The organism is Enterocloster sp. 210928-DFI.2.20 (assembly GCF_020554465.1).
GTDB lineage: Bacteria > Bacillota > Clostridia > Lachnospirales > Lachnospiraceae > Enterocloster > Enterocloster bolteae.
Window position 1 is genome coordinate 115242 of sequence record NZ_JAJCHK010000004.1, and the last position, 24597, is coordinate 139838.

A 24597-nucleotide genomic window follows, 5' to 3' on the forward strand; every position below is an offset into this window, starting at 1 on the left:
ACGTTTTGATATTACAGGGTTTCCATCTGTTTCAGAATACTTCTTGCCACGCTTATGCCATTTGCAGAGGCCTGCTGCAGCCCTCTGGTGACGGAGGCACCGTCTCCGATTGCCCGCAGTCCCCTGATGCTGGTTTCAAAGTCAGCGTTGACCACCACCTTATTGGAATAGAACTTGACCTCAACACCGTAGAGCAGAGTTTCGTCGCTGGCAATGCCGGGAGTCACCTTGTCCAGGGCCAGAAGCATTTCCTTGATATCCGTCATGATGCGGTGGGGGAATACCAGGGACAGGTCACCCGGCACGGCATCCTTCAGGGTGGGAATCAGGTTGTTGCGGCAGAGGCGCTCCTCCGTGGTCCGGCGTCCTCTCTGGAAGTCACCGAAGGTCTGAACCATGATTCTTCCTCCGCAGAGCATGTTGGACAGCTGGGCAATGTGCTTGCCGTATTCAATGGGTTCGTTGAAGGGTTTGGTAAAGTTCTTGCTTACCAGAAGGGCAAAGTTGGTGTTGTTTGTCTTATACTCCTGGGATTTGTACGCATGGCCGTTTACCACTGCAAGGCCGTTTTCGTAATATTCTGTGGCCACCTCCCCGGAAGGATTGGTACAGAAGGTGCGGACCTTGTCGTCGAAGGTGGGGGTATAGTATACCAGCTTGGCTTCATACAGGTTTTCGTTTAAGAACTTCATAACCTCATCCCGGACTTCCACACGTACGCCTATGTCCACAGTGCCTACCTGGGTCTGGATTCCGTGGTTTCCGCAGATGTGTGAAAACCAGTCAGAACCCTCCCGTCCGATGGCGGAAACCACCTCAGGCGCGTAGTAGGTTTCGTCCTTGTCTGTGATGATGCCCTTTACGGTATCGCCTTCAATAATAATGTCCCTGACCATGGTGTTGAATTCCATGGTAATGCCCTGGGCCAGAAGGTGCTCCTGAAGCCGGGTATAAATCTTATACCCCTCCTCGGTTCCCAGATGTCGGATGGGACATTCAATCAGCTTTAAGTTAGCGCCAATGGCCTTGCGGCGGATTTCCTCTATTTCCTTCTGTTTGTCCATGCCGTATACATTGGTATCAGCGCCGAATTTTAAGTAAATATTATCAGATTCCTTTAAGAGTTCAACTGTTTTATCATACCCCAGGATTTCCGGAAGATTGCCTCCCACATCAGGGGACAGGGACAGCTTGCCGTCAGAAAATGCGCCTGCGCCTGCGAAGCCCGTGGTGATGGAACAGGGTTTGCAGCCCACACATGCCTTGGTGGTGCGTTTTGGGCAGACTCTCTTTTCGATGGGGCGCCCTTTTTCCACCATGAGGATTTTCATGCCGGGTTTCTTCTGGATTAATTCATACGCGCAGAAGATGCCGGAGGGACCTGCGCCAATAATGATTACGTCGTAATTTGTGGTTGGATTCATAGGGAAACTCCTTTCTTTCACTGCCTGATTTGCCTGGTTTCATGGCACAAAAAAACCAGTATACAAAATAGAAGCATGTAGTCAACTATTCCGGTAGCTGGTAGAAACGTTCATCCAATCATGAACTTATACAGGCATCACAACGGTTATAGTTTAGCATAGTATGTGGTGTTATGCAAGGGCGGAAAGCCGTAAAGTGCTTATGGAAAAGGCTTCGGTAAAGGTTCCGGTAAAGGCCTGGAGAAAGGCCCGGTGAAAGGCCTGAAAACCTTAAGAAAAACCAATCAGACCTTTAGAAAAAATTTCATAAATAGTCAGAGAATAGTCACGGTATATTAAGGCAAATTCAAAGATTATTGTATTCTCTTATGCTATGATACATATATGAGATAAGATGATTCCAACATATATGATTCAGAAGAGAAAGCAGGTGAAAGGATGAAGGTGCGTACAGGTATCAAGTGGGTGGCAGCTATAATGCTTATGGTGGTGCTGTGCTTCAGCGTGACAGTGGCTGTGAAGGGATACGGAATGTACCGGGAAGCCGTGGACAGTATGAGCCTTGAAGATAAAGTGGCGTCCATACGTGCCAAGGAAAACTATACCACCTTTGACCAGCTTCCTGAGATTTATGTGGATGCGGTGCTGTCCGTGGAGGACCACAGGTTCTATAACCATCCGGGAATCGACGTGATAGCCATTGGAAGGGCTGTATTCAATGATATAAAGGCAGGGGCCTTTGTGGAAGGCGGAAGCACGGTGACACAGCAGCTGGCCAAGAATATGTATTTCAGCCAGGAAAAGGAGCTGGTCCGCAAGGTGGCTGAGGTCCTGGTGGCATTTGATTTAGAGAGGAATTACAGCAAGAATGAGATTCTGGAGCTGTATGTGAATACCATTTATTATGGAAACGGATATTACTGCGTGAGGGATGCAAGCAATGGCTACTTCGACAAGGAGCCTGAGGACATGACGGATTATGAGAGCACATTGCTGGCCGGGATTCCCAACGCCCCATCCTGCTATGCACCCACTGTGAGCCAGGAACTGGCAGCCAGACGCCAGCAGCAGGTTCTGGACCGTCTGGTGAAATGCGGATATTTTACAGAGGAACGGGCTTTGGAAACCATGGCAGTTGGAAGCAGCCGGTGATGACGGGAATATGATTAACAGATAGAGGCTGGCAGATGGAGGAAAGAGCCCTCCATCTGCTTTACTTTTTAAGCGTAATCTGATAGAATGATGGAACGGAAAAAAGCGTTAGATACCCCCATGTGGTTTGTATCTAACGCTTAAAGGCGTGTTATAAATATAGGAATATATTGGAAAATGCGGGCAAATCATAAAACTGGAAGGCAAAGTGACGGAAAAATGAGCGGAATATGGGAGAAAATAAAAGAGCGGCTGGGATTTGGCAGGAAGGCAGAAGGTGATAAGGAGGATGACAGGGTAATGTACATCATTGCGGGGTTAGGCAATCCCACCAGGGAGTATGAGAAGACGAGACATAATGTGGGCTTTGAGGTTATAGATGTCCTGGCTGACCGTCTGGGCACCACCGTGGAGGAGAAAAAGTTCAAGGGATGTTACGGAAGAGGCATCATCGGCGGACAGAAGGTTCTGCTTTTAAAGCCCCAGACCTTCATGAACCTGAGCGGCGAGAGCGTAAGGGCTGCGGCTGATTTCTATAAAGTGGACCCGGAACATATTATTATTGTATATGATGATATCAGCCTGGATGTGGGGCAGCTGCGAATCCGGAAAAAAGGCAGCGCAGGGGGCCATAACGGGATTAAAAACATCATTTCCCACCTGGGAACCCAGGAGTTCCCGCGCATTAAGGTGGGAGTGGGCGACAAACCTAAGAAAATGGACCTGGCTGACTATGTACTGAGCCGGTTCTCCAAAGAGGACAGGGCTGTCATGGAGGACGCGTTCAGGGAAGCTGCCGGGGCAGTGGAGATGATGATTACTCAGGGCGCTGACGCGGCAATGAATCAGTTTAACGGCCATAAGGGCTGATAAGGGGTGCAGGGATAAAATGGAAAATCCATTATTAGAATTACAGGAGTATGACAATCTGGTTCAGGCACTGAAATCCGGAAAGGGACCGCTGCAGGTAACAGGGACCCTGGATTCGCAGAAGGTACATCTGATGTACGAGCTGGGAGAGGCAAGCGCATTTTCCTGGAAACTGGTGGTCACGTATGATGACACCAGGGCCAAGGAAATCTACGATGATTTACGCAGCTTTACCAGCCGGGTGTGGCTGTATCCTGCCAAGGACCTGCTGTTTTACAGTGCGGACATTCATGGAAACCTGATGGCCAGACAGCGGATTGCTGTGCTGCGCCGCCTCATGGAGGACAGGGAGGGCGTGGTGGTCACCACTATGGACGGCCTTATGGACCATCTGCTGCCGCTCAAATATCTGAGGGAGCAGTCCATCACGGTGGAGAGCGGACAGGTGATTGATTTGGATGTCTGGAAGGAACGCCTGATTGCCATGGGCTATGAGAGGGTGGCCCAGGTAGACGGCATGGGCCAGTTCTCCATCAGAGGCGGAATCGTGGACATTTTTCCGCTGACTGAGGAAGTGCCGGTGCGCATTGAGCTGTGGGATGATGAGGTGGATTCCATCCGTACCTTTGATCTGGAAAGCCAGCGATCGGTGGAGCAGTTAGAGAACATCACCATTTATCCGGCTGCGGAGGTGGTGCTTTCAGCAGACCAGCTGGCTGCCGGAATCAGAAGGCTGGAAAAGGAAGAAAAGACATATGAGAAGGCACTAAGGGAGCAGCATAAACCGGAGGAAGCCCACCGAATCCACACCATTATCGGGGAGCTGCGAAGCGGACTGGACGAGGGGTGGAGGATTGGCGGGCTGGATGCTTATATCCGGTATTTCTGCCCGGATACGGTTTCCTTCCTGGAGTATTTTCCCCAGGGTGAGAGCGTGATCTTTCTGGATGAGCCCGCCAGATTAAAGGAAAAGGGCGAGACCGTGGAGCTGGAATTCAGGGAAAGCATGGTGCACAGGCTGGAAAAGGGGTATCTGCTGCCGGGCCAGACCGAGCTTCTCTATCCAGCGGCCGAGATCCTGGCCAGGATGCAGAAACCATATGCTGTTATGCTTACAGGGCTGGACCAGAAGCTTCCAGGCATGAAGGTAAATCAGAAATTCAGCATAGATGTTAAAAATGTGAACTCATACCAGAACAGCTTCGAGATTCTCATTAAGGACCTGACCAGGTGGAAGAAGGAAGGATACAGGGTTATTCTTTTATCTGCTTCCAGGACCAGGGCCAGCAGGCTTGCCAGCGACCTGAGGGAATATGACCTGAGGGCCTATTGCCCGGATGGGCGGGAAGGGGAAAGCGGAAATGCAGGAGGAGAGGGCGCCGGCAGCGCGGATACCGGAAATCCGGGCGCTGTAAATACCTCTGTCCGCAAGGTCCGGCCAGGAGAGATTCTGGTCACCTACGGCAATCTCCACAGGGGATTTGAATATCCTCTTTTGAAGTTTGTATTTATCACAGAGGGCGATATGTTCGGCGTGGAGAAAAAAAGAAAGCGCCGTAAAAAGACAAACTACCAGGGCAAGGCCATACAGAGTTTCACAGAGCTGTCCGTGGGGGATTATGTGGTCCATGAGGAGCACGGCCTGGGTATATATAAGGGCATCGAGAAGGTTGAGCGGGATAAGGTCATCAAGGACTATATCAAGATTGAGTATGGGGACGGAGGCAATCTGTATCTGCCGGCCACACGTCTGGAAAGCATCCAGAAATACGCTGGAGCAGAGGCCAAGAAACCTAAGCTCAACAAGCTGGGAGGGACCGAGTGGAATAAAACCAAGACCAGAGTCCGTGGGGCTGTCCAGGAGATTGCCAGGGATTTGGTGAAGCTTTATGCGGCGCGCCAGGAAAAGGCCGGATTCCAGTATGGAACGGATACGGTGTGGCAGAGAGAGTTTGAGGAACTGTTCCCCTATGATGAGACGGATGACCAGATGGATGCCATTGACGCGGTGAAGAAGGATATGGAGAGCAGGAGAATCATGGACCGCCTGATTTGCGGTGATGTGGGGTACGGTAAGACGGAGGTGGCCCTGAGGGCTGCATTTAAGGCTGTCCAGGACAGCAAGCAGGTGGTATACCTGGTGCCAACCACGATTCTGGCCCAGCAGCATTATAATACATTTGTGCAGCGGATGAAGGATTTTCCGGTGCGGGTGGATATGCTGAGCCGGTTCTGCACACCGGCCAGGCAGAAAAGGACCCTGGAGGACCTGCGCAAGGGAATGGTGGACATTGTAATCGGCACCCACCGGGTCCTGTCCAAGGATATGCAGTTTAAGGACCTGGGACTGCTGATTATTGACGAGGAGCAGCGGTTTGGCGTTGCCCATAAGGAAAAGATCAAGCACCTGAAGGAAAATGTGGATGTACTCACCCTGACAGCCACGCCTATTCCCAGGACCCTTCATATGAGCCTGGCAGGCATACGCGATATGAGTGTGCTGGAGGAGCCGCCGGTGGACAGGACTCCCATTCAGACCTATGTGATGGAATACAATGAGGAGATGGTGCGTGAGGCAATCAACCGCGAGCTGGCAAGAAACGGTCAGGTGTATTATGTATACAATCGTGTGACGGATATTGATGAGGTGGCTGGCCGTGTTCAGGCCCTTGTGCCGGATGCTGTGGTCACATTTGCCCATGGCCAGATGCGGGAGCATGAGCTGGAACGGATTATGGCGGATTTTATCAACGGGGAAATTGATGTGCTGGTGTCCACCACCATCATTGAGACCGGCCTGGATATATCCAATGCCAATACCATGATTATCCATGATGCGGACCGCATGGGGCTGTCCCAGCTGTATCAGCTGAGAGGCAGGGTAGGGCGTTCCAACAGGACCTCCTATGCCTTTCTCATGTATAAGAGGGATAAGCTTTTGAGGGAGGAGGCTGAGAAGCGCCTCCAGGCCATCCGGGAATTTACGGAATTGGGATCCGGTATCAAGATTGCCATGCGGGACCTGGAAATCCGGGGCGCGGGCAATGTGCTGGGGGCGGAACAGCACGGCCACATGGAAGCCGTGGGGTATGATCTGTACTGCAAAATGCTGAATCAGGCCGTGCTGGCCCTTAAGGGAGAGACCTTGGAGGAGGATTCCTACGATACCGTTGTGGAGTGTGATATTGACGCATATATTCCGGGACGTTATATCAAGAATGAATACCAGAAGCTGGATATCTATAAACGTATTTCCGCCATTGAGACAGAGGAAGAGTATATGGATATGCAGGATGAGCTGATGGACCGCTTTGGGGATATACCGCGCAGTGTGGAGAACCTTCTTAAGATAGCGTCCATCAGGGCTCTGGCACACCAGGCCTATGTGACAGAGGTGGTGATTAACCGCCAGGAGGTAAGGCTTACCATGTATCAGAAAGCCAAACTACAGGTGGAGAAGATTCCGGACATGGTGAGGTCCTATAAGGGTGATTTGAAACTGGTGCCCGGGGATGTGCCTTCCTTCCACTATATTGACAGAAGGAATAAGAACCAGGACAGCCTTGAGATGATGGGGAAGGCAGAAGAGATTCTGAAAAGTATGTGCGGGATACGCATATAAAATACTATGATAACACCCAGATACAGGAAGGCCGCGAGAACAGGAAAATTCCCCTGTTTCTCGCGGCCTTTCTGTGTCAGGACCTTATTCGGCCCGTTCCTCTTCTTTGATTTCCCAGTGAATCAGGAAGGTAAGGGCGGCCCTTAATGCAATGATTCCGGCCACGATTCCGATTTCCTTCCACTCACGGACCACCACCGTGCGCAGGATTTCGCTTCCCATCTTAAATTCCAGTCCCATGGCCAGGCCCTTTGCCAGATAAATCTTGGTGTCCGGGGACCGGCGGAGAAATTTAAGGAAGCTTGTGAGACCTGAGTATATGATGATACCCACGCCGATAAATTCAAAAATAATGATTGCGGTGTTTGCTACCAGAGACAGCAGCCATTCCAAATGTTCCATGGTTTGTTCCCTTTCTTTTACTTGTTCACCGGCACCTGAATGGATTTTACCTTTACACCGTCCACCTTTCCCAGGTCTCCGGCAAAGGAACTGATTTGGTTCTGGGTTCCGTGCAGGACCACGCTGATGACGGATACCCCGTAATCCCGGCAGGGAACACCCAGGCGGGCGATAATCAGACCGGACTGAAGGTGGAATTTTTCATTTACCGTTGCCACGGAATCAGGATTGCTGATGATGCAGCTGATGACAGCCAGACGGTCTTCCATAAAGTATGTCCTCCCTTATTGTTTTCTACCCGGCAGGCTTTTACAGTAGCTGTATTCATGCTTTTTTCCGGGCCGGGGTTATCTGTGGTTATGATATCACGGGTATTGACCTTTCGTAAAGCCCAAACAAGGCGCAGGACAAGATGATTTTTTAACCCTTGCTTTTTCCTTCTGGCTGGAATATGATGGTAATAACTAAATAGAACCTTTCTCTGATGCGAAGCAACCCTGAGATAAAGAGAGAGCGGAACTGTCCTGGCTGTGCAGGAGTTGTTTTGCGTGGTTTGCCAGTGTGTGCCGTATGCAGGCACGGTTGGCATGAACCGCGTATATGTGCCTGTTGGTGAAGCCTCGGTATGCTGATGATATCCTCTCTCTGAATTTCGGAGAGAGGTTTTTTGTGTTTTAAAGACAAGAGGGGGAGGATAGAACATGTTAAAAATAGCGGTTTACGGAAAAGGCGGAATCGGAAAGTCCACCATTTCATCCAATTTATCAGTGGCGCTTTCAGAGCGGGGATACAAGGTGATGCAGATAGGCTGCGATCCCAAGGCGGACTCTACCATACAGCTTCACCAGGGACATACAGTGACCTCTATCCTGGATATCATCAGGGCCAGGGGAGATAAGGCGGGGCTTGATGAACTGGTGACAGAGGGAAGCGGGGGTGTGCTCTGTGCTGAGGCGGGAGGTCCTACCCCGGGCATGGGATGTGCCGGCCGCGGGATTATCACTGCTTTTGAGGCGCTGGAGGAGAGGAATGCCTTTGAGGTCTATAAACCGGACGTGGTCATCTACGACGTGCTGGGCGACGTGGTCTGCGGAGGCTTTGCCATGCCTATCCGGGAAGGATATGCGGACAAGGTATTTATCGTGACGTCCGGGGAAAATATGGCAATCTATGCGGCTGCCAATATAGCCGCGGCGGTAAAGTCCTTTGAAGCCAGGGGGTATGCCAGCCTGGGAGGCATCCTCCTCAACCGCCGCGGCGTGAAGCGGGAACAGGAGAAGGTGGAGGAGCTGGCAGAGGACATGGAAACGGAAATCATAGGCTCCCTGGATTACAGCCCTCTGGTGGGAGAGGCGGAGGAGCTTGGAAAGACTGTCATGGAGGCTTATCCTGACAGCGATATGGCCGGGCAGTACAGGAAAATGGCGGACGCTGTTTTAGCGGCCTGCGGAGAGGAAGAGGTGAAGAAGGCCTATGCTTAAGAGACTGCATGACACTGCGGGGCAGGATACGGCCCTTGCCCTGTCCCAGGTGGACAGCCTGGCACCTTTTACATACGGATTGGAATACAGCGCCCCGGCCAGGGGAGGATGGACCATTGTCCATATAGGAATGCTGCTGCCTGAGAGCCATCAGGTATTCGTATGCGCCCAGAGCTGCCTGAGGGGCGTGGTACTGTCGGCTGCGGAGCTTGGCGACAGCAGCCGTTTTTCTACCATATCCGTGGATGAGGATTCGGTGCTGGAGGGAAACTGCGAGGAGATCATCATTGAGGGAGTGACTCATATTCTGGAGGGACTGCCTGCGCTGCCAAAGGCCCTGCTGCTGTTTACAAGCTGTATCCATCATTTTCTGGGAACGGATATGAAAATCGTATTTGGGGAGTTAAACACACGTTTTCCACAGGTGGGATTCGTGCAGTGCTGGATGAACCCCATTATGAGAAAGACTAAAATGCCGCCGGACCCTTTTATGAGAAAACAGCTGTATTGCCTTTTAAAACCTGCTGATATGTGTACGAAGCAGGTAAATGTCATCGGCAATAATCTGGCTCTGCGGAAAAGTTCAGAGCTTTATAATATCTTGAAAAAAAATGGATTTAATATTAAGGATATATGTACCTGCCGTGATTTCCGGGAATATGAGACCATGGCCTCATCAAAGCTCAATCTGGTGACGAATCCTCTGGGGCGGCCTGCGGCGAAAGAGCTTTGCGGGCGCCTGGGACAGGAATGGGTCTATCTGCCGGTGAGCTATGACTGGGAACAGATAAGGGAACACTGGAAATGCCTGTCGGATTTGCTGGAACTGGATTTTGACTCCATCTGGAAAGAAGTAGAGATGGATCAGCTATGGCAGAAGGCAGAGACGGCCCTGGAAACGCTTGCGGGAGAGCTTGCGGGGTGGTCTGTGGCCATTGACTACACGGCATCTTCCAGGCCCTTTGGCATGGCGAAGCTGCTTGTCAAATGCGGTTTCCGGGTGGAACGTATTTATGCGGATACCATATCGCCGGAAGAAGAGGATACCTTTGCCTGGCTTAAGAAGCAATGTCCCCGGATGCTGCTCTGTCCCACGGTATACCACAAGATGGCGGTTCTGCCCAGGACATGGTGCCGGGAGGCGGGAGGAAAGGTGCTGGCAATCGGGCAGAAGGCAGCCTACTTTACAGGGACTTCTCATTTTGTAAATATGGTGGAGGACGGAGGACTGTACGGGTACGGCGGTATCCTGGAGCTGGCCGCCATGATGGAAGAAGCTGCCGGGGAAGAAAAGGATACGGAAAAACTGATACAGGTAAAGGGATGGGGGTGCTGCTGTTGAAACGGACAAACCGGATTCTGCCGGTATACGCGGCGGATATATCAGGAATCTGCTCGGCCTTATATGAGCTGGGCGGGATGACTGTGATGCATGATGCCTCAGGCTGCAATTCCACCTACACCACCCATGATGAGCCCAGGTGGTACTCCATGGACAGTATGGTGTATATCTCAGCCCTGTCGGAGCTGGAAGCAGTCATGGGGGACGATGAAAAGCTGGTGCGGGATATCGTGGACGCAGCGCTGAATCTTTGTCCGGCATTTATATGCATTGGGGGAACCCCTATTCCCATGATGATGGGAACTGACTTTAAGGGGATTGCCAGAATGATTGAAAATAAGACCGGAATCCCCACGTTTGGTATTGCCACCAATGGAATGCATTCCTATGTCCGCGGGGCAGGGGAGGCTCTGAGGTGGATTGTGAAACGGTTCTGCCCGCCCGGGATTAAGGCGGACAGGCCGGCAGCCCTGAAAGTTAATATACTGGGAGTCACTCCGCTGGATTTTTCCCTTACGGGAAACACAGCAAGATTAAAGGATTTTCTCAGAAGCCATGGAATGGAGACCGTGGGATGCTGGGCCATGGAAAGCGGCCTGGATGAACTGCGGCTGGCGGGTCTGGCCGACGTAAATCTGGTGGTATCGGCAGTGGGACTTCCGGCGGCCGCAGAGTTAAAGAAGATGTACGGAACGCCCTGGGTGGTGGGAACACCTGTGGGCAGGAGAACATCCGGGCGTCTGGCAGAATGCATCCGGCAGGCGGCGCGGACCGGTGAAAACCAAAGCCTGTTTGATGGTGCCGGGTATGTGCCCTCATGGGATGCAGACGCGTGCATCCGGCCTGATTTGGGGCTTGCCGGTCTGCCTGAGGATTTATCCGGCAGAAAGGTTCTTATCATTGGGGAACAGGTCATAGCAGGTTCCCTGCGGTGCTGTCTGCGGGAGGAGTGGGGCGCAGACCAGGTAACCGTGCTTTGCCCCACAGAGGGGGAGAAGGCCCTTGCTCTGGAGGGAGACATCATTGACTGGGATGAGGATGAAGTTATCCGCGCAATAGCGGAAAGTACGGTTGTGGTGGCCGATCCCCTGTACCGTCAGGTGTGTCCTGCCCACAGGAATATTGTGTTTGTGGATTTTCCCCATGAGGCATGTTCCGGCAGAATGTATCACAGTATTATGAGGCCCTTTGTGTGCACCCCGGATGATTCGGTTTAAGGGTAAACAGGTATAAATACAGGTGATACACAAAGGGTAAAAATAAAGGGTTGTAAGGAGAGGAAGAGTATTATGAAAAAGTTAACAGCAATCATTTTAAGCGTGTGCCTTGGGGCCGCCGGATTAACAGGCTGCCAGGCCGGGGCATCAGAAACACCGGCTGCGTCAAGCCGGGCCGCAGACACCAGCCGGCAGCAGGCGGAAAAGGAACCGAAAGAGGAGACAAAAAGCCGGGAAGACTCCGCCGGGGAACCAGATGCATCCCAATCCGGCGGCACTGTTATTATAACAGACCATGCGGGCAGCCAGGTGGAAATACCCAGGGAGGTGAACCGTGTGGTGGTAACGGATATCCTTCCCCTCCCCTCCATCATCACGGTGTTCCTGGGATCCGGGGAGAAAATCGTGGGTATGGCGCCAGCCAGCATGAGCGCCGCCAGGACAGGGCTTCTGGGAGAGCTGTTTCCCGACATCCTGAATGCCAGCACGGATTTTATGAACGGCAGTGATATCAACATGGAAGAGCTCATGAAACTGGAGCCGGATGTGGTATTTTATAATGCGGGCAGCAAGGAAATCGGGGAGGCGCTGCGCTCTGCCGGGTTTGCGGCAGTTGCGGTATCTGTAAATAAATGGAATTACGACAGTATAGAGACTTACGACCAGTGGATTAGCCTGCTGAGCCAGATTTTCCCGGAAAAGGGTGATACGGCGGAGCAGGTGTCCCGGTACAGCCAGAACATATATGAGGATATCCAGAATAAGGTGTCCGGTTTAAAGGATGAGGAGAAGAAGGATATCCTGTTCCTGTTTAATTACAGTGATACCACCATGGTGACCTCGGGTAAGAAATTTTTCGGACAGTTCTGGTGCGACGCAGTGGGAGGCCGCAATGTGGCGGAAGGTGTGGCGGCTGAGAATTCCAATGCGGTTATCAACATGGAACAGGTCTATGAGTGGAACCCGGATATTATTTTTATCACTAACTTTACCCCGGTCCAGCCAGAGGACCTCTATGAAAATGCGGTTGGACAGGACGACTGGAGTCCGGTAAAGGCGGTACAGGACAAGAATGTATATAAACTTCCTCTCGGCACCTACAGAAGTTATACACCCAGCACGGATACGCCCATGACGCTTCTGTGGATGGCAAAACAGGTATATCCGGACCTGTTTTCGGATGTGGACATGACCCAGGAGGTAAAGGATTATTATAAGGAACTATACGGCGTGGATTTAAGCGGAGAGCAGGTACAGAGGATGTACCATCCTGGCCGGGAGGCAGCGGCCGGATATAAGAAATAGGCGTTAATGCACAAAGCCGGAATGATATGAGGGTGGAATAAACGTATGAATGGAAGTAAACGAAGCTGGAACCGGTACTGGACCCTGGGTTCCCTGGCAGTAATTTTTGCAGCCGCGGCCGCGGCCATGGCAATCGGCCGGTTTACCATTGCTCCCAAGGAGCTGGCGGCTGTGCTGATACCTGGTTCCTTCCCGGATGTCCAGGTTTCGGGACAGGTGAGGACGGTCATATCCAATATCCGTTTTCCCAGGGTGGTGCTGGCCCTTTTGTCCGGGGCAGGGCTGGCGGCAGCCGGGGCGGCATTTCAGGGATTATTTGCCAATCCCCTGGCTACCCCGGATACACTGGGAGCTGCCAATGGCGCTTCCTTTGGGGCTGTCCTGGGTATTCTGTTAGGTCTTCCGGCCTTCGGCATACAGACCCTTGCCATGATTACAGGAGTTGCGGCCGTGCTCATGGCCTGGAGCGTGGCCCAGGTAAGGGGCACCATTCCTCCGCTGATGGTTATACTGGCAGGCATGGTGGTCAGCTCCCTGTTTTCCGCCCTGGTATCTCTGGTGAAGTATGCGGCGGATCCCCAGGACGTACTTCCTTCCATTACATACTGGCTTATGGGAAGCATGGCATCCACCACCAGGACCACTCTTATTATGGGGGCGCCTTTTATCCTTGCAGGAAGCCTGCTTTTGTTCCTTTTGAGATGGAAGCTTAATACCATGTCGCTTCCTGAGGACGAGGCAAAGTCCCTGGGCATTCCGGTAAAGAGAATCCGCAGCCTGGTGATTCTGGGGGCAGCCATGGTGACCGCGGCTGTTGTCTCCATGTGCGGACAGATTGGCTGGATAGGACTTCTCATTCCCCACATGGTGCGCATGATATTCGGAAATGACAACCGATCAGTGGTTCCCGCCAGTATGGCATCGGGAGCCCTGTTTATGCTCATAATTGATACCGCGGCCAGGTCGGTCATGGCCACGGAAATACCTGTATCCATATTGACATCTCTTATAGGAGCGCCCTGTTTCATACTGCTCCTCAGAAAGACAGGAGGTATCCGTTTATGATATTTGAGGTAAGGGACGGAGGATTCGGCTATTCCTCCCATGAATGTATATTAAAAAATGTAAACTTCTCCCTGGATGAACCCCAGGTGCTGTCTGTCCTGGGAGCCAACGGCGCAGGAAAGACCACTTTGCTTAAATGTATGCTGGGACTTCTGGAGTGGAACACAGGAGGCACCTTTGTGGACGGCGTCAACATAAAAGACATCCCATATAACCAGCTGTGGCAGAAGATTGGGTACGTACCCCAGGCAAAGGCGTCGGCCTTTGCCTACAGCACGCAGGAGATGGTGATTTTAGGAAGAAATGCCCATCTGGGCACTTTCAGACAGCCTAAAAAGAGGGACTGGGAAATAGCAGAGGCCTGTATGGAAGAGATTGGAATAGGATATCTTAAGGGTAAGCTATGCAGCCACATCAGCGGCGGAGAACTGCAGATGGTGCTTATTGCCAGGGCGCTGGCTGCAAATCCGTCCATTCTGGTGTTGGATGAGCCGGAATCCAACCTGGACTTCAGGAACCAGCTTATTGTGCTGGAGGCCATTGAACGCCTGTGCAGGGAAAAGCATATATCCGCTGTTGTGAACACCCATTATCCGGAACACGCTTTGTCCATTTCCCAGAAAGCCCTGCTGCTCACCGCCCATGGGACCACCCTGTTCGGACCAACGGATGAGATACTGAGCGAGGAACATCTCAATGAGGCGTTTGGGGTGGAGGTCAGGCTGTATCCGTTAACCTTAAGGAACAGGACGTATACCTGTGTCCTGCCTTTGGGACTGAAAGAAAGAATGGAAAGAGGTGCATGATGGAGCGGGTGATTACGCTGGTGGATAAACTGGCCAAGTCTCATGTGCTTTCCAGGGAGGAATTTAGTTTCCTGCTGGATAACATAGGGGAGGAGGACTCATATCTGTACGAAAAGGCCAGGGAGGCAGCCCTTGCTAATTACGGAAACAAGATATATGTCCGGGGGCTTATGGAGTTTAGCAATTATTGTAAAAACGACTGCTACTATTGCGGTATCAGGAGAAGCAACCAAAAGGCTTCCCGATACAGGCTGTCACCGGAGCAGATTATGGAGTGCTGCAGCATTGGCTATGGGCTGGGATTTCGGACCTTTGTGCTTCAGGGCGGCGAGGATCCGTGGTTTACGGATGAGAAGATTGCCTATCTGGTGGAGCGCATGAAAAAGCAGTACCCGGATTGTGCGGTCACACTTTCTGTGGGTGAAAAAGGGTACGATACCTATAAGCGCTGGTTTGATGCGGGTGCAGACCGCTATCTGCTTCGCCATGAAACAGCCAATCCGTGCCATTATGCCAGTCTCCATCCGCCTCAGATGTCTTCTGAGTACAGGAAGGAATGTCTGCATAACCTGAAGGCCATTGGCTACCAGACAGGCTGCGGAATCATGGCAGGCTCACCGTATCAGACCACGGCCCATATAGCGGAGGACCTGGAATTTATGCACGGCCTTCAGCCGGAGATGGTGGGGATCGGCCCATTTATCCCTCATCACGATACCCCCTTTAAGGACAGGCCTGCCGGCACCCTGCGCCAGACCCTTCTGCTGCTGGCCATTGTACGGCTCATGCTGCCGGATGTGCTTCTGCCTGCCACCACGGCTCTGGGGACCATAGAGCCGGATGGAAGGGAACAGGGCGTGATGGCAGGGGCCAATGTGGTAATGCCAAATCTGTCGCCCATGGAAGTGAGAAAAAAGTACATGCTTTACGACAATAAAATCAGCACAGGCATGGAGGCCGCGGCCAATATTAAAGAATTAAAACGCAGAATGGCGTCCATAGGGTACGAGGTGGTCACTGACCGGGGCGACCACAAAAAAATAAAAGAAGTTCCTGCCCTTAAAACCTCATAATTACTTTGAAGGTTACTTTAAGTATAAATTCCTCTGTTTGACAGATACTACATTTACGGGCAACAAAGAAGATAAATGACAGAAAGTAAAATGGAGGAATTTTGTTTATGAAAGCTACAGGAATAGTCAGAAGAATTGATGATCTGGGCCGTGTGGTCATTCCAAAGGAAATTCGGAGGACCCTGAGGCTCAGGGAAGGTACGCCGTTAGAGATATTCACAGACAGGGAAGGAGAAATCATCCTTAAAAAATACTCGCCTATGATGGAGCTCACCTCATTTGCCGTGCAGTATGCAGAGGCCATGGCACAGTCCACCGGCCTTTTCGTATGCATCACGGACAGGGACCAGGTCATAGCTGTGGCAGGAGGGGCCAAAAAGGACCTGCTCCAGAGAAATATCAGCCGTCAGCTGGAACAGGCAATCAATGAGCGGAGCACTGTCATCGCTGCCAGGGAAGACAAGGCATTTATCCAGTTAGTGGACGAGGAGCTGGAGGGAATCAGCGCCCAGGTGGTGGCGCCTATTATCTGCGAAGGCGACGCCATTGGCGCCGTGGCTCTCATGAGCCGTGAGCCAAGGGCCAAGTTCGGGGACGCCGAGATGAAGCTGGCATCCACGGCTGCCGGGTTTCTGGGACGGCAGATGGAAGGCTAACCGTTATATATGGAATTTTCAGTGGTATCCCGGCACGGGGAAGCGTTATCGCAGCCCTGTGCCGGGATGTTTCTGTTTTCAGGCTTTTTTCCTGGTTACATTTGTGTTATACTGGCATTGTTAAAAAGTGATATGTAATTTGGGAAGGGTAAATAGGTATACATAAGAACGGTATGGGAATCAATGGTAACCGGGGGCGCCAAAGGAAGGCGATACTGATTTTGGCAGTCCTTGCGCTGGCGGTCCAGGCGCCTTTGCCGGGCCGGGCATCACCTGTCACGAGGGCTGAACAGGAGAGGCGCAGGGCAGAGGAGGAGAAGTCCAGGGCAGAGTCTGAGGCGCAGCAGCTGGAAGAGAAGCTGGGGCAGTCCAGACAGAAGGAACAGGCCCTGGAGGAAGAATTGGTAAGGCTGCTGGCCCTTAAGGATATACTGGAATCCGATATGGAAGAGCTGAAGACCCAGATTCAGGGGGCAGACAGGGATTACCGTCAGGCCGAGGAAAAACGGCAGAGACAGTATGACATCCTTAAAAAGAGGATTCAGTTCCTGTATGAGGAGGGGGATATCACATATCTGGATATCCTTTTAAAGGCAAAGAACATAGGGGATGTAGTCAGCCAGACCGAATATTTCAGGCAGCTTTATGAATACGACCAGGAAATTATACAGAGATATGAGAAGCTAAAGCAGGAAGCTGCCGGGAAAAAGGAGCTGCTGGAGGAGAAACAATCCCAGCTTGAGGTCATGGAAGAGGAAAATGAGTCCCAGCAAAAGGAACTGGAAGGATTCATTGAGGCGAGGAAAACGGAGAGCAGCAGTTTTGCCCTTGAACTGGAGGAGGCCCAGGCCCGTGCAGCCCAGGCTGCCGGGGAAGTGATAAGGAAAACAGAAGAAATACGTATCCTCAGGGCAAGGCAGGAGGAAGAGCGTATCAGGCAGGAGAAAGAGCGCATCAGGCAGGAGCAGGAAAGCGCAGGGCGGGAGCCGGGAAGCGCAGGACAGGCATCAGGGGCCGCAGGGCGGGAGCCAGGGGCCGCAGGATGGGAGCCAGGGGCCGCAGGGCGGGAGCCAGGAGGCGCAGGACGGGAATCAGGAGGCGCAGGCACGGCCGGCGGCCGGCCTGTGAAAAGCATAGGCGGCACTGAATTCGGCAGAAATGTGGCAGACTATGCCCTGCAGTTTGTAGGCAATCCCTATGTATACGGAGGTACAAGCCTTACCGGCGGAACAGACTGTTCCGGTTATACCCAGTCGGTATACCGGCATTTCGGCGTCAGCATTCCCAGGACGTCGGGGGAACAGGCGGGATTTGGCAGGGAGATACCATATGAGGAAATGGAGCCGGGTGATCTGGTCTGCTATTCCGGCCATGTGGCCATGTATATCGGAGGAGGCCGCATTGTACACGCCAGTTCCAGAAAAGAAGGCATTAAGGTGAGCAATGATCCGGCCTACCGGACCATTGTATCCATACGCAGGCCATGGCAGTAATGGGGATAAAGGATAAGGGGAGGTTTATGATGGGGATTAGGAACCGGTTCATATATTTTGCAGTCAGGGCAGGAGCAGGAGTATGTCTTGTGCTGGGAATATGGTGGTCTTGCGCCATGACTTCTTTTGCAGACGAAGCCATTAAGTCAGTGACCATAGCCGTTACCTCATCCGTGGAGATGGGGGGCAGCGGAAGCGTGTCTGCCACGGCGGACAGCACCAAGTATCATGTGGTGTCCTGCGAGTTTATCAACGGAAAGACATCCTGGAAGGCGGGGGAAATCCCGCGCATATCCATTGAGCTGGCGGCTGAGGAGGATTACTATTTCGGAAGCATCAGTTCCTCCAACGCGCATATACGGGGGGCCGAGTATGTGTCATCCAAGAAAAGCGACGCAAAGCGCAGTCTCACCATTACTGCCAAATTAAAAGGGGTCAAGGGGACTCTGGACCAGGTGGAGGAGGCTTATTGGGAAGAAACGCCTTTGGGAAAAGCCAGGTGGTCTAAGGTAGATGGGGCTTCCTCCTACGAGGTAAAGCTGTTCTGCGACGAGAGCATGGTCTACCATGTGCCCAGGACCAATTCGGTCAGCTATGATTTCTTTCCCTATATGACGGAAGAAGGGGATTACTATTTCAAGGTGAGGGCGGTGGCAAAGACCGAGTCTGAGTCTGATTACCTGAAAGCAGGCGGATGGACGGAGTCTGACAACCAGCAAATCACCAGAAAGGATGCCCAGGCAGCGGATAAGCGGGCTGTGTCCCAGGGAAAGGGAACTGCCGGTGTCAGCGTGAAGGACGGAACCGGCCCCAATGCCCAGGCTCCGGGGTGGGCCCAGGACGGAAACGGCTGGTGGTACAGGAACCAGGACGGAAGCTATCCGGTGGGCTGTTGGCAGGAGATTGGAGGAAAATGGTATCTTTTTGACATAAACGGATACATGCTTACAGGCTGGCAGTGGAAGAACGACAGGGAATACTACCTGACATCCAATGGGGACATGGTTACGGGCTGGCTCCAGTTCAACCGCATTTGGTATTACCTGGACCCGGAGAAGGGAAAACTGACAGGGCAGTGGCTGCAGCAGGGGAATGACTGGTATTATCTGAATCCGGACGGCAGCATGGCTGCCGGGTGGCTGCAATGGCAGGGCAGCTGGTACTATCTGGATCCGTCAAGCGGGCAGATGGTGCGGGATAAAGCCGTGGACCAGCATTATGTGAATCAGGCGGGGATATGGGTCCCGTAGCCGGCAGAAGGAGGAAATGATGATGTATGGATGGAAGAAGGCGGCCGCGGCATTGGGAATCTGGGCGGTCCTCACAGCTGTATTTCCTGCTGTTTCCATAGCAGCAGTCAAGACAGAGACGAGGACACCCATCACCAGCGTATCGCTGAAGGTGCGTTCCGATGTACAGGCGGATTATGAGCTCAATGAGGCCACGGTGTATGCCACCACGGACAGCAGCCTGTATACCATCGGCGCTTATAAATGGGCTGCCAAGAATAATAAGGATTACTGGGAACCGGGGGATGAACCAAAAGTGCAGATTGAGATACATGCCAGAAGCGGCTACTATTTCAACAGGACCACAGGTCCAAGCAAGTTCCAGATTGACGGGGCAACCTATAAGTCGGTGAAAAGGACCAATAATGATGAGACACTGCTTCTTACGGTATTGCTGACTCCTGCTTCCGGCACACTGGAGATACCGGATACAGCTGAGTGGATGGGATACCCGCCGGGAAAGGCTACCTGGGCCCAGGTGCCCTATGCCGGCGCTTACGAGCTGAAGCTTTACCGGAATGGACAGATGGTCCAGGGCATACCAAAGGTGATTGCCACGAATTATGATTTTTACCCCCTGATGACCACAGCGGGAACCTATCAGTTCCGCGTCAGGGCCATACCCAAGGACACGGAGGAGACAGCTTACATCACCAGCAGCGACTGGGTGTATTCCGATGAGCTGGATATAGATGCGGATGAGGTCTGCACTCTGAGCGGAGGCGCGGTGGGCGGTCCGGACAAGGCTGATGCGCTGACCCCTTCCCAGCTGGGATGGATTAAGGATGATGAGGGCTGGTGGTACAGGAACACAGACGGCACCTATCCCATCGGTACATGGAAGAACATTGACGGCAGGTGGTATCTCTTTGATTTCAGCGGATATATGCTGACGGGCTGGCAGCAGAAGGATGGCAATTACTATTTCCTGGATATGAATGGAATTATGCAGACAGGCTGGCTTCAGGACAGCCGGAAATGGTATTATCTGGGAAATGATGGAATCATGTATAAGGGATGGCTTACAGCCGGAGACGGCATGTACTTCTTTGACCAGGACGGAAGCATGCATACGGGCTGGCTGCTGGACGGCGGCAATTGGTATTATATGAGCCCGGAAAATGGGCGCATGGTTAAGAATGCTTATATAGAGGGACGGTACCTGGATGGTTCCGGGATTTGGCATAATTAATGACAGGCAGAACCCATAGAAGGGCTGCAGCTGAGCTGCGGCAGAGGTCTTGTAAGACCGGAATCATATATGGCATAAATCAGATACGGCAGAAGCAGAATACAGCAGAAGCAGAATACAGCAGAAGCAGAATACATACAGAAGCAGAACACAACAGAAGCAGAATACAACAGAAGTGAGATACGGCATAATATAGCACATTAAGTTACCCAATCAGAAAAGAGCAGCAGCAGGTTTACAAAGAAACATCCTGAGGCTGCTTTTTTGTCCCCCATCCATCATATGGGAAAAATTACCAACATCCGGTTTTTCCTATAAACAGAGTCAAAATGGTTACAAAACAGTTTCTAAAACATTTATTTTTGTTGACGGAGTGACTGAATGGGGATATACTTAAAATATTGGATAATTGTGTAAATAACGTGGGTTAAACGGGGGGAAGATTATGTTTATCATACCGGTGACAAGGATGGAGGGGGTAGGAGACTTAACTGACTTAAAAAAGGACAGCACAGTTAAGGCGGTTCCGGAGAAACGCTTTGACAGTGTGCTGAAGGAGGCAGTCAGGGAGGCGGACCAGGCCATTAAGGATACCCAGATTATGGATATGAAGCTTGCGTCAGGACAGGTAGACAACCTGCATACCGCGCTGATACAGGCGGAAAAGACAGCAGCAGCAGTGGAATTCACTACACAGATTACTACAAAGGCAGTGAATGCCTATAATCAGATTATGGGTATGCAGGTCTAATACTGGATGAAGGATGTTACAATTGAATCATGGGGATAAAGGATAAGATAAAACCAGGAGCCGGCGGAAACGGCGTCATAGGACGGATCCTGGGAAGCGGCAGAAAGAAAGCCATGGCGGCTGGGGCAGCAGCGGCAGTAGTAGTAGCCCTGGCAGCCAGCATTATGTTAAACAGAGGAAATGCCGGCAGCTATGTAACATTGTTTCCAGGGATATCCAGGGAAGAGAATAACGAAATTCTGGCAGTGCTGGGCGGAAGAGGCGTGGCTGCCAAAAGGAATGATGAGGGCGAAGTGACGGTTCCGGAGGATCAGTTGGGCGACATCATGATAGAGATGTCAGAGCTGGGATATCCGAAAACGGCGCTTCCTTTTGATATTTTCTCGGATAATATGGGTTTTACTACCACAGAGTTTGAGAAACGGCAGTACCTTCTTATGAATCTTCAGGATCGTCTGGAACGCACTCTGAAGGACATGACAGGCATTAAGAATGCCATTGTCACATTGAATGTGCCGGATGAGAGCGCTTATGTATGGGAGGACGAGGATTCCGGCAGTACAGGTTCTGTCTCTCTGACTTTAATGCCTTCCTATGATTTGTCGCCGGAGAAGGTATCGGCTATCAAGAATCTGGTAGCGGACAGCGTACCGCGTCTGGCGCCTGAGCGTGTGACTGTGGTCAACGCGGAGACCATGCAGGAGATGGTATCGGACGACATAGGAAACACGGCTTACGGCCTGAACCGCCTGGATTTTGAGGCCAAGGTGGAGGAACGCCTGCAGAACAAAATCAAGAATGTGCTGACGCTGGCCTACTCTCCGGATAAGATCCGGGTATCTGCCACGGTCGTCATAGACTATGACAAGATGATAACCGAGAATCTGGAATATGAACCCCAGGAGAACGGACAGGGCGTGGTGGACCACTACCGGGAAAGCAGAGGCGTGGCAGGCGGCCAGATTGGGGCAGGCGGTATTGCCGGGGAAGAGAACAACACGGACATACCTGCTTACGGCACTGCCGGAACAGGCGGTACGGCCCAGGGGACCGGGGATTATTACAGGGATGTGGATTACCTTGTAAGCTACATAAAGAAACAGATTGAAAAGGACAATGTAAAACTTCAGAAGGCAACTGTGGCCATTACGGTCAACGATGATAACCTGACAGAGTCCAAAAAGCAGCAGTTAATTGACGCGGCGTCCAAGGCAGCCAACATTGCGCCGGAGGACATCGTGGTATCCAGCTTCCGCGAAGTGCCGAAGGAGACAGCTCCGGCCAAGCCGGCGCTGCCTGTGCAGGCGCCTGTGGACACGGGAATTGATTACCGGACCATAGCCATTGCGGCCGGAGCCGGAATTCTTCTGTTCCTTCTGATACTGTTCCTGATTTTTGGCCGCAGGCGCAGAAGACAGATGAAGGAGGACCAGGAGCTGTTTGCTCCTTTTGAGGGAGAGGTGCCGCCGTCTGCGGATATGGAAGAGCGGGCGGAGGAGGCAGCGGTGCAGAATGATTTGGGCCGCATGCAGGTGAATCCGGAGGACCCGGTGGAGCAGGTACGTTCCTTTGCACAGATGAATCCGGAAATCATTGCATCCATGATAAGTTCATGGCTGAAGGAGGATAAAAAATAAGATGCCTGCAGAAGAGAGAAGGCCAGCAGAGAAAGCCGCGGCTGTTATATCCATACTGGGAAGCGAACGGGCATCTGAGGTGTTCCGGTATCTCACTGAAAATGAGGTGGAACAGCTGTCCATGGAAATCACCCGTCTTCCCCGTCTGGCTGAAGATGAATTAGAGGATATTGCCAAGGATTTTTATAACTGCTGCGTGACAGAAAAGGTCATAACCGAGGGCGGACGTGATTACGCCAAGGAGGTCCTGGAAAAGGCGTTTGGGCAGCAGCAGGCCAGAAATCTGATGGACCGGGTCAGCAAGGCCCTGAAAACCAAGGCATTCAGTTTTATCAGAAAAGTGGACTATAAGACCCTGATGGCAGCCATACAGAATGAGCATCCCCAGACACTGGCGCTCATCCTGTCCTATGCCACACCGGAACAGGCGTCGAAGATCATTGCAAATCTGTCCCAGGATACCAGAGTGGATGTGGTGGAGCGAATCGCCAACATGGACCGGGCCCTGCCCATGGCTATCAAGATAGCCGAGGAGGTCCTGGAAAAGAAAATCGGTTCCTCCTCATCCGAGGAAACCATGGAGGTGGGCGGTCTCAATTACATAGCGGACGTGATGAACCATGTGGACCGCAGCACGGAGCGGGACATATTCGATGAGCTGAATATGAAAAATCCGCAGCTGGCCGAGGACGTGCGCAAGCTCATGTTTGTATTCGAGGACATCGCCTATCTGGACCCTCTGTCCGTACAGCGGTTCCTGCGTGAGATTGATTCCAAGGATTTGTCTGTGGCCCTTAAGGTTGCCAACAGGGATGTGACGGCAACCATATTCTCCAATATGTCCAACCGTATGCGCGAATCCATACAGAGCGATATGGAATACCTTCATAATATACGTATGAGCGATGTGGAGGAAGCCCAGCAGAGGATTGTGGCTGTTATCAGGCGGCTGGAGGAGGAAGGCGAGATTGTGATTTCCAAGGATGGAAAGGATGAGATAATTGTCTAAGGTATTGAAGCAGGGACAGACCTTTACCGGAAGCGCCAGGGTCAGGGTGTACCAGCCTGAGCCGGGAATGCCGGGACAGGCTGGTACCGGGGAAAGCACAGACGGGACAGAGAATCAGGAAGCGGACAGCGCCGGGGCCGGCGGACAGGACACAGCCGGAAAACGGTATGCCCTCATATCAGAAGAAAAGCGTAAAATTCTGGAACACGCCAGGAAACAGGCAGAACAGTCGGCTGCCAGGATATTGGAGGAGGCATATGCCCAGAGGGATAACATAGTGAACACGGCCCGGGGCGAAGCCGGAAGGATACATGACCAGGCGAAAACGGAGGGCTATAACCAGGGACTAAACCAGGCCCTGGAGGACATTTCACAGGATATGGCCGGCATACAGGCGGCAGTTGACAGGCTGGGGCAGGGACTGGAAGAATTCAAGCGCCAGATGAATGAAAGAGTGGCGGGACTGGCCTTTATGATGGCAGAAAAAATACTCAGGAAAAAAGTGGAGTATGACGAGGCCGAGCTGGCCGACATGGTGGCGGGCGCCGTGCTCTCGGAGCGTGATAAGGAGAATATAACGGTCCACATTCCGGAGGACGCTGTGGGGTTGGTGGAGGCCCTTGAAAAGCGCCTGGAACCCTTAAGGGATAAAATGGGCGGCGTGCTGCGCATTAAGACAGAAAGCAGGCCACCGGGATTTGTCCAGGTAGAGACAGAAGAAGGCATTGTGGACGCATCGCTGGATGTACAGCTGGATAACCTGAAAAAACAGCTGATGGCTTTAAACAGCCGGGAGTAAGGCGGTAAATAT

The 24597-nt window shown here is 52.1% G+C and carries 21 protein-coding genes and 1 riboswitch; of the genes, 18 read left to right on the forward strand and 3 right to left on the reverse strand.

From position 1 onward, the window contains the following. Nucleotides 1–11: 11 nt before the first annotated feature. The gene (locus LI015_RS06205; protein WP_002566318.1) at nt 12–1424 is read right to left on the reverse strand and encodes an NAD(P)/FAD-dependent oxidoreductase; all 1413 of its coding nucleotides are present in this window, start codon (nt 1422–1424) and stop codon (nt 12–14) included. 58 nt (nt 1425–1482) lie between these two features. Beyond that, nucleotides 1483–1578: riboswitch (purine riboswitch) on the reverse strand. Nucleotides 1579–1862: 284 nt separating this feature from the next. Between LI015_RS06205 and LI015_RS06210 the strand changes: the two genes are divergently transcribed. The 3 genes from LI015_RS06210 (at nt 1863) to mfd (ending at nt 7068) form a co-directional block, all read left to right on the forward strand. Then, the gene (locus LI015_RS06210; protein WP_227124315.1) at nt 1863–2576 is read left to right on the forward strand and encodes a biosynthetic peptidoglycan transglycosylase; all 714 of its coding nucleotides are present in this window, start codon (nt 1863–1865) and stop codon (nt 2574–2576) included. Between the two features lie 219 nt (nt 2577–2795). Next, nucleotides 2796–3446: an aminoacyl-tRNA hydrolase gene (pth, locus tag LI015_RS06215; RefSeq protein WP_038282527.1), complete on the forward strand. Its 651-nt coding sequence runs from the start codon at nt 2796–2798 to the stop codon at nt 3444–3446. 19 nt (nt 3447–3465) lie between these two features. Then, nucleotides 3466–7068 (forward strand): transcription-repair coupling factor, encoded by a 3603-nt coding sequence (gene mfd, locus LI015_RS06220; protein WP_227124316.1) that lies wholly within the window; start codon nt 3466–3468, stop codon nt 7066–7068. Nucleotides 7069–7152: 84 nt separating this feature from the next. Here the strand turns inward: mfd and LI015_RS06225 are convergent, their stop codons facing one another. Further along, complete coding sequence (locus LI015_RS06225) at nt 7153–7470, reverse strand: DUF1622 domain-containing protein (protein WP_002566314.1); 318 nt, start codon at nt 7468–7470, stop codon at nt 7153–7155. Between the two features lie 17 nt (nt 7471–7487). Beyond that, the gene (locus LI015_RS06230) at nt 7488–7739 is read right to left on the reverse strand and encodes a TM1266 family iron-only hydrogenase system putative regulator (protein ID WP_002566313.1); all 252 of its coding nucleotides are present in this window, start codon (nt 7737–7739) and stop codon (nt 7488–7490) included. 432 nt (nt 7740–8171) lie between these two features. Between LI015_RS06230 and LI015_RS06235 the strand changes: the two genes are divergently transcribed. The 15 genes from LI015_RS06235 (at nt 8172) to LI015_RS06305 (ending at nt 24585) form a co-directional block, all read left to right on the forward strand. After that, nucleotides 8172–8951, forward strand: a complete 780-nt coding sequence (locus LI015_RS06235) for a nucleotide-binding protein (protein ID WP_002566312.1) — start codon at nt 8172–8174, stop codon at nt 8949–8951. Then, a complete protein-coding gene (locus tag LI015_RS06240; protein WP_227124317.1) occupies nt 8944–10293 on the forward strand; it encodes a nitrogenase component 1 in 1350 nt (449 codons plus the stop codon). The genes LI015_RS06235 and LI015_RS06240 overlap by 8 nt, the downstream gene beginning before the upstream one ends. Then, a complete protein-coding gene (locus tag LI015_RS06245; protein ID WP_117627130.1) occupies nt 10275–11510 on the forward strand; it encodes a nitrogenase component 1 in 1236 nt (411 codons plus the stop codon). The genes LI015_RS06240 and LI015_RS06245 overlap by 19 nt, the downstream gene beginning before the upstream one ends. Nucleotides 11511–11582: 72 nt before the next feature. Next, the gene (locus LI015_RS06250) at nt 11583–12815 is read left to right on the forward strand and encodes an ABC transporter substrate-binding protein (protein WP_002570465.1); all 1233 of its coding nucleotides are present in this window, start codon (nt 11583–11585) and stop codon (nt 12813–12815) included. A gap of 45 nt (nt 12816–12860) precedes the next feature. Further along, on the forward strand, nt 12861–13880 hold the full coding sequence (locus LI015_RS06255) for a FecCD family ABC transporter permease (protein ID WP_002566308.1): 1020 nt from the start codon (nt 12861–12863) through the stop codon (nt 13878–13880). Continuing rightward, complete coding sequence (locus LI015_RS06260; protein WP_002566307.1) at nt 13877–14686, forward strand: ABC transporter ATP-binding protein; 810 nt, start codon at nt 13877–13879, stop codon at nt 14684–14686. The genes LI015_RS06255 and LI015_RS06260 overlap by 4 nt, the downstream gene beginning before the upstream one ends. Further along, a complete protein-coding gene (hydE, locus tag LI015_RS06265) occupies nt 14686–15759 on the forward strand; it encodes a [FeFe] hydrogenase H-cluster radical SAM maturase HydE (RefSeq protein ID WP_118017125.1) in 1074 nt (357 codons plus the stop codon). Before LI015_RS06260 ends, hydE begins: the two co-directional genes overlap by 1 nt. 107 nt (nt 15760–15866) lie before the next feature. Then, on the forward strand, nt 15867–16415 hold the full coding sequence (spoVT, locus tag LI015_RS06270) for a stage V sporulation protein T (protein WP_002566305.1): 549 nt from the start codon (nt 15867–15869) through the stop codon (nt 16413–16415). A 173-nt stretch (nt 16416–16588) separates the two neighbouring features. Then, complete coding sequence (locus tag LI015_RS06275) at nt 16589–17908, forward strand: C40 family peptidase (protein WP_319638719.1); 1320 nt, start codon at nt 16589–16591, stop codon at nt 17906–17908. Between the two features lie 29 nt (nt 17909–17937). After that, the gene (locus LI015_RS06280; protein WP_002566294.1) at nt 17938–19158 is read left to right on the forward strand and encodes an N-acetylmuramoyl-L-alanine amidase family protein; all 1221 of its coding nucleotides are present in this window, start codon (nt 17938–17940) and stop codon (nt 19156–19158) included. 22 nt (nt 19159–19180) lie between these two features. After that, a complete protein-coding gene (locus LI015_RS06285; RefSeq protein ID WP_227124350.1) occupies nt 19181–20389 on the forward strand; it encodes an N-acetylmuramoyl-L-alanine amidase family protein in 1209 nt (402 codons plus the stop codon). Nucleotides 20390–20834: 445 nt separating this feature from the next. Continuing rightward, nucleotides 20835–21140: a flagellar hook-basal body complex protein FliE gene (locus tag LI015_RS06290; protein WP_002570457.1), complete on the forward strand. Its 306-nt coding sequence runs from the start codon at nt 20835–20837 to the stop codon at nt 21138–21140. 29 nt (nt 21141–21169) lie between these two features. Continuing rightward, on the forward strand, nt 21170–22777 hold the full coding sequence (fliF, locus tag LI015_RS06295; protein WP_002566291.1) for a flagellar basal-body MS-ring/collar protein FliF: 1608 nt from the start codon (nt 21170–21172) through the stop codon (nt 22775–22777). Between the two features lies 1 nt (nt 22778). Then, nucleotides 22779–23786 carry a flagellar motor switch protein FliG gene (fliG, locus tag LI015_RS06300; protein ID WP_002566290.1) on the forward strand — a complete coding sequence of 336 codons (1008 nt, stop codon included), beginning with the start codon at nt 22779–22781 and terminating at the stop codon, nt 23784–23786. Beyond that, nucleotides 23779–24585, forward strand: coding sequence for a FliH/SctL family protein (locus LI015_RS06305; RefSeq protein WP_002566289.1), 807 nt, complete (start codon nt 23779–23781; stop codon nt 24583–24585). Before fliG ends, LI015_RS06305 begins: the two co-directional genes overlap by 8 nt. The last annotated feature ends 12 nt before the right edge of the window (nt 24586–24597 follow it).

Excerpts from the sequence above, each read along its gene's own strand:
- LI015_RS06260 (WP_002566307.1), top strand. The coding sequence starts at position 13,877 with ATGATATTTGAGGTAAGGGACGGAGGATTCGGCTATTCCTCCCATGAA.
- spoVT (WP_002566305.1), top strand. The coding sequence starts at position 15,867 with ATGAAAGCTACAGGAATAGTCAGAAGAATTGATGATCTGGGCCGTGTG.
- LI015_RS06250 (WP_002570465.1), top strand. The coding sequence starts at position 11,583 with ATGAAAAAGTTAACAGCAATCATTTTAAGCGTGTGCCTTGGGGCCGCC.
- LI015_RS06225 (WP_002566314.1), bottom strand. The coding sequence starts at position 7,470 with ATGGAACATTTGGAATGGCTGCTGTCTCTGGTAGCAAACACCGCAATC.
- LI015_RS06285 (WP_227124350.1), top strand. The coding sequence starts at position 19,181 with ATGTATGGATGGAAGAAGGCGGCCGCGGCATTGGGAATCTGGGCGGTC.
- LI015_RS06240 (WP_227124317.1), top strand. The coding sequence starts at position 8,944 with ATGCTTAAGAGACTGCATGACACTGCGGGGCAGGATACGGCCCTTGCC.
- LI015_RS06210 (WP_227124315.1), top strand. The coding sequence starts at position 1,863 with ATGAAGGTGCGTACAGGTATCAAGTGGGTGGCAGCTATAATGCTTATG.
- LI015_RS06230 (WP_002566313.1), bottom strand. The coding sequence starts at position 7,739 with ATGGAAGACCGTCTGGCTGTCATCAGCTGCATCATCAGCAATCCTGAT.
- LI015_RS06245 (WP_117627130.1), top strand. The coding sequence starts at position 10,275 with ATGGGGGTGCTGCTGTTGAAACGGACAAACCGGATTCTGCCGGTATAC.
- mfd (WP_227124316.1), top strand. The coding sequence starts at position 3,466 with ATGGAAAATCCATTATTAGAATTACAGGAGTATGACAATCTGGTTCAG.
- LI015_RS06235 (WP_002566312.1), top strand. The coding sequence starts at position 8,172 with ATGTTAAAAATAGCGGTTTACGGAAAAGGCGGAATCGGAAAGTCCACC.
- LI015_RS06290 (WP_002570457.1), top strand. The coding sequence starts at position 20,835 with ATGTTTATCATACCGGTGACAAGGATGGAGGGGGTAGGAGACTTAACT.
- LI015_RS06255 (WP_002566308.1), top strand. The coding sequence starts at position 12,861 with ATGAATGGAAGTAAACGAAGCTGGAACCGGTACTGGACCCTGGGTTCC.
- pth (WP_038282527.1), top strand. The coding sequence starts at position 2,796 with ATGAGCGGAATATGGGAGAAAATAAAAGAGCGGCTGGGATTTGGCAGG.
- fliG (WP_002566290.1), top strand. The coding sequence starts at position 22,779 with ATGCCTGCAGAAGAGAGAAGGCCAGCAGAGAAAGCCGCGGCTGTTATA.
- fliF (WP_002566291.1), top strand. The coding sequence starts at position 21,170 with ATGGGGATAAAGGATAAGATAAAACCAGGAGCCGGCGGAAACGGCGTC.
- LI015_RS06280 (WP_002566294.1), top strand. The coding sequence starts at position 17,938 with ATGGGGATTAGGAACCGGTTCATATATTTTGCAGTCAGGGCAGGAGCA.
- hydE (WP_118017125.1), top strand. The coding sequence starts at position 14,686 with ATGGAGCGGGTGATTACGCTGGTGGATAAACTGGCCAAGTCTCATGTG.
- LI015_RS06275 (WP_319638719.1), top strand. The coding sequence starts at position 16,589 with ATGGGAATCAATGGTAACCGGGGGCGCCAAAGGAAGGCGATACTGATT.
- LI015_RS06205 (WP_002566318.1), bottom strand. The coding sequence starts at position 1,424 with ATGAATCCAACCACAAATTACGACGTAATCATTATTGGCGCAGGTCCC.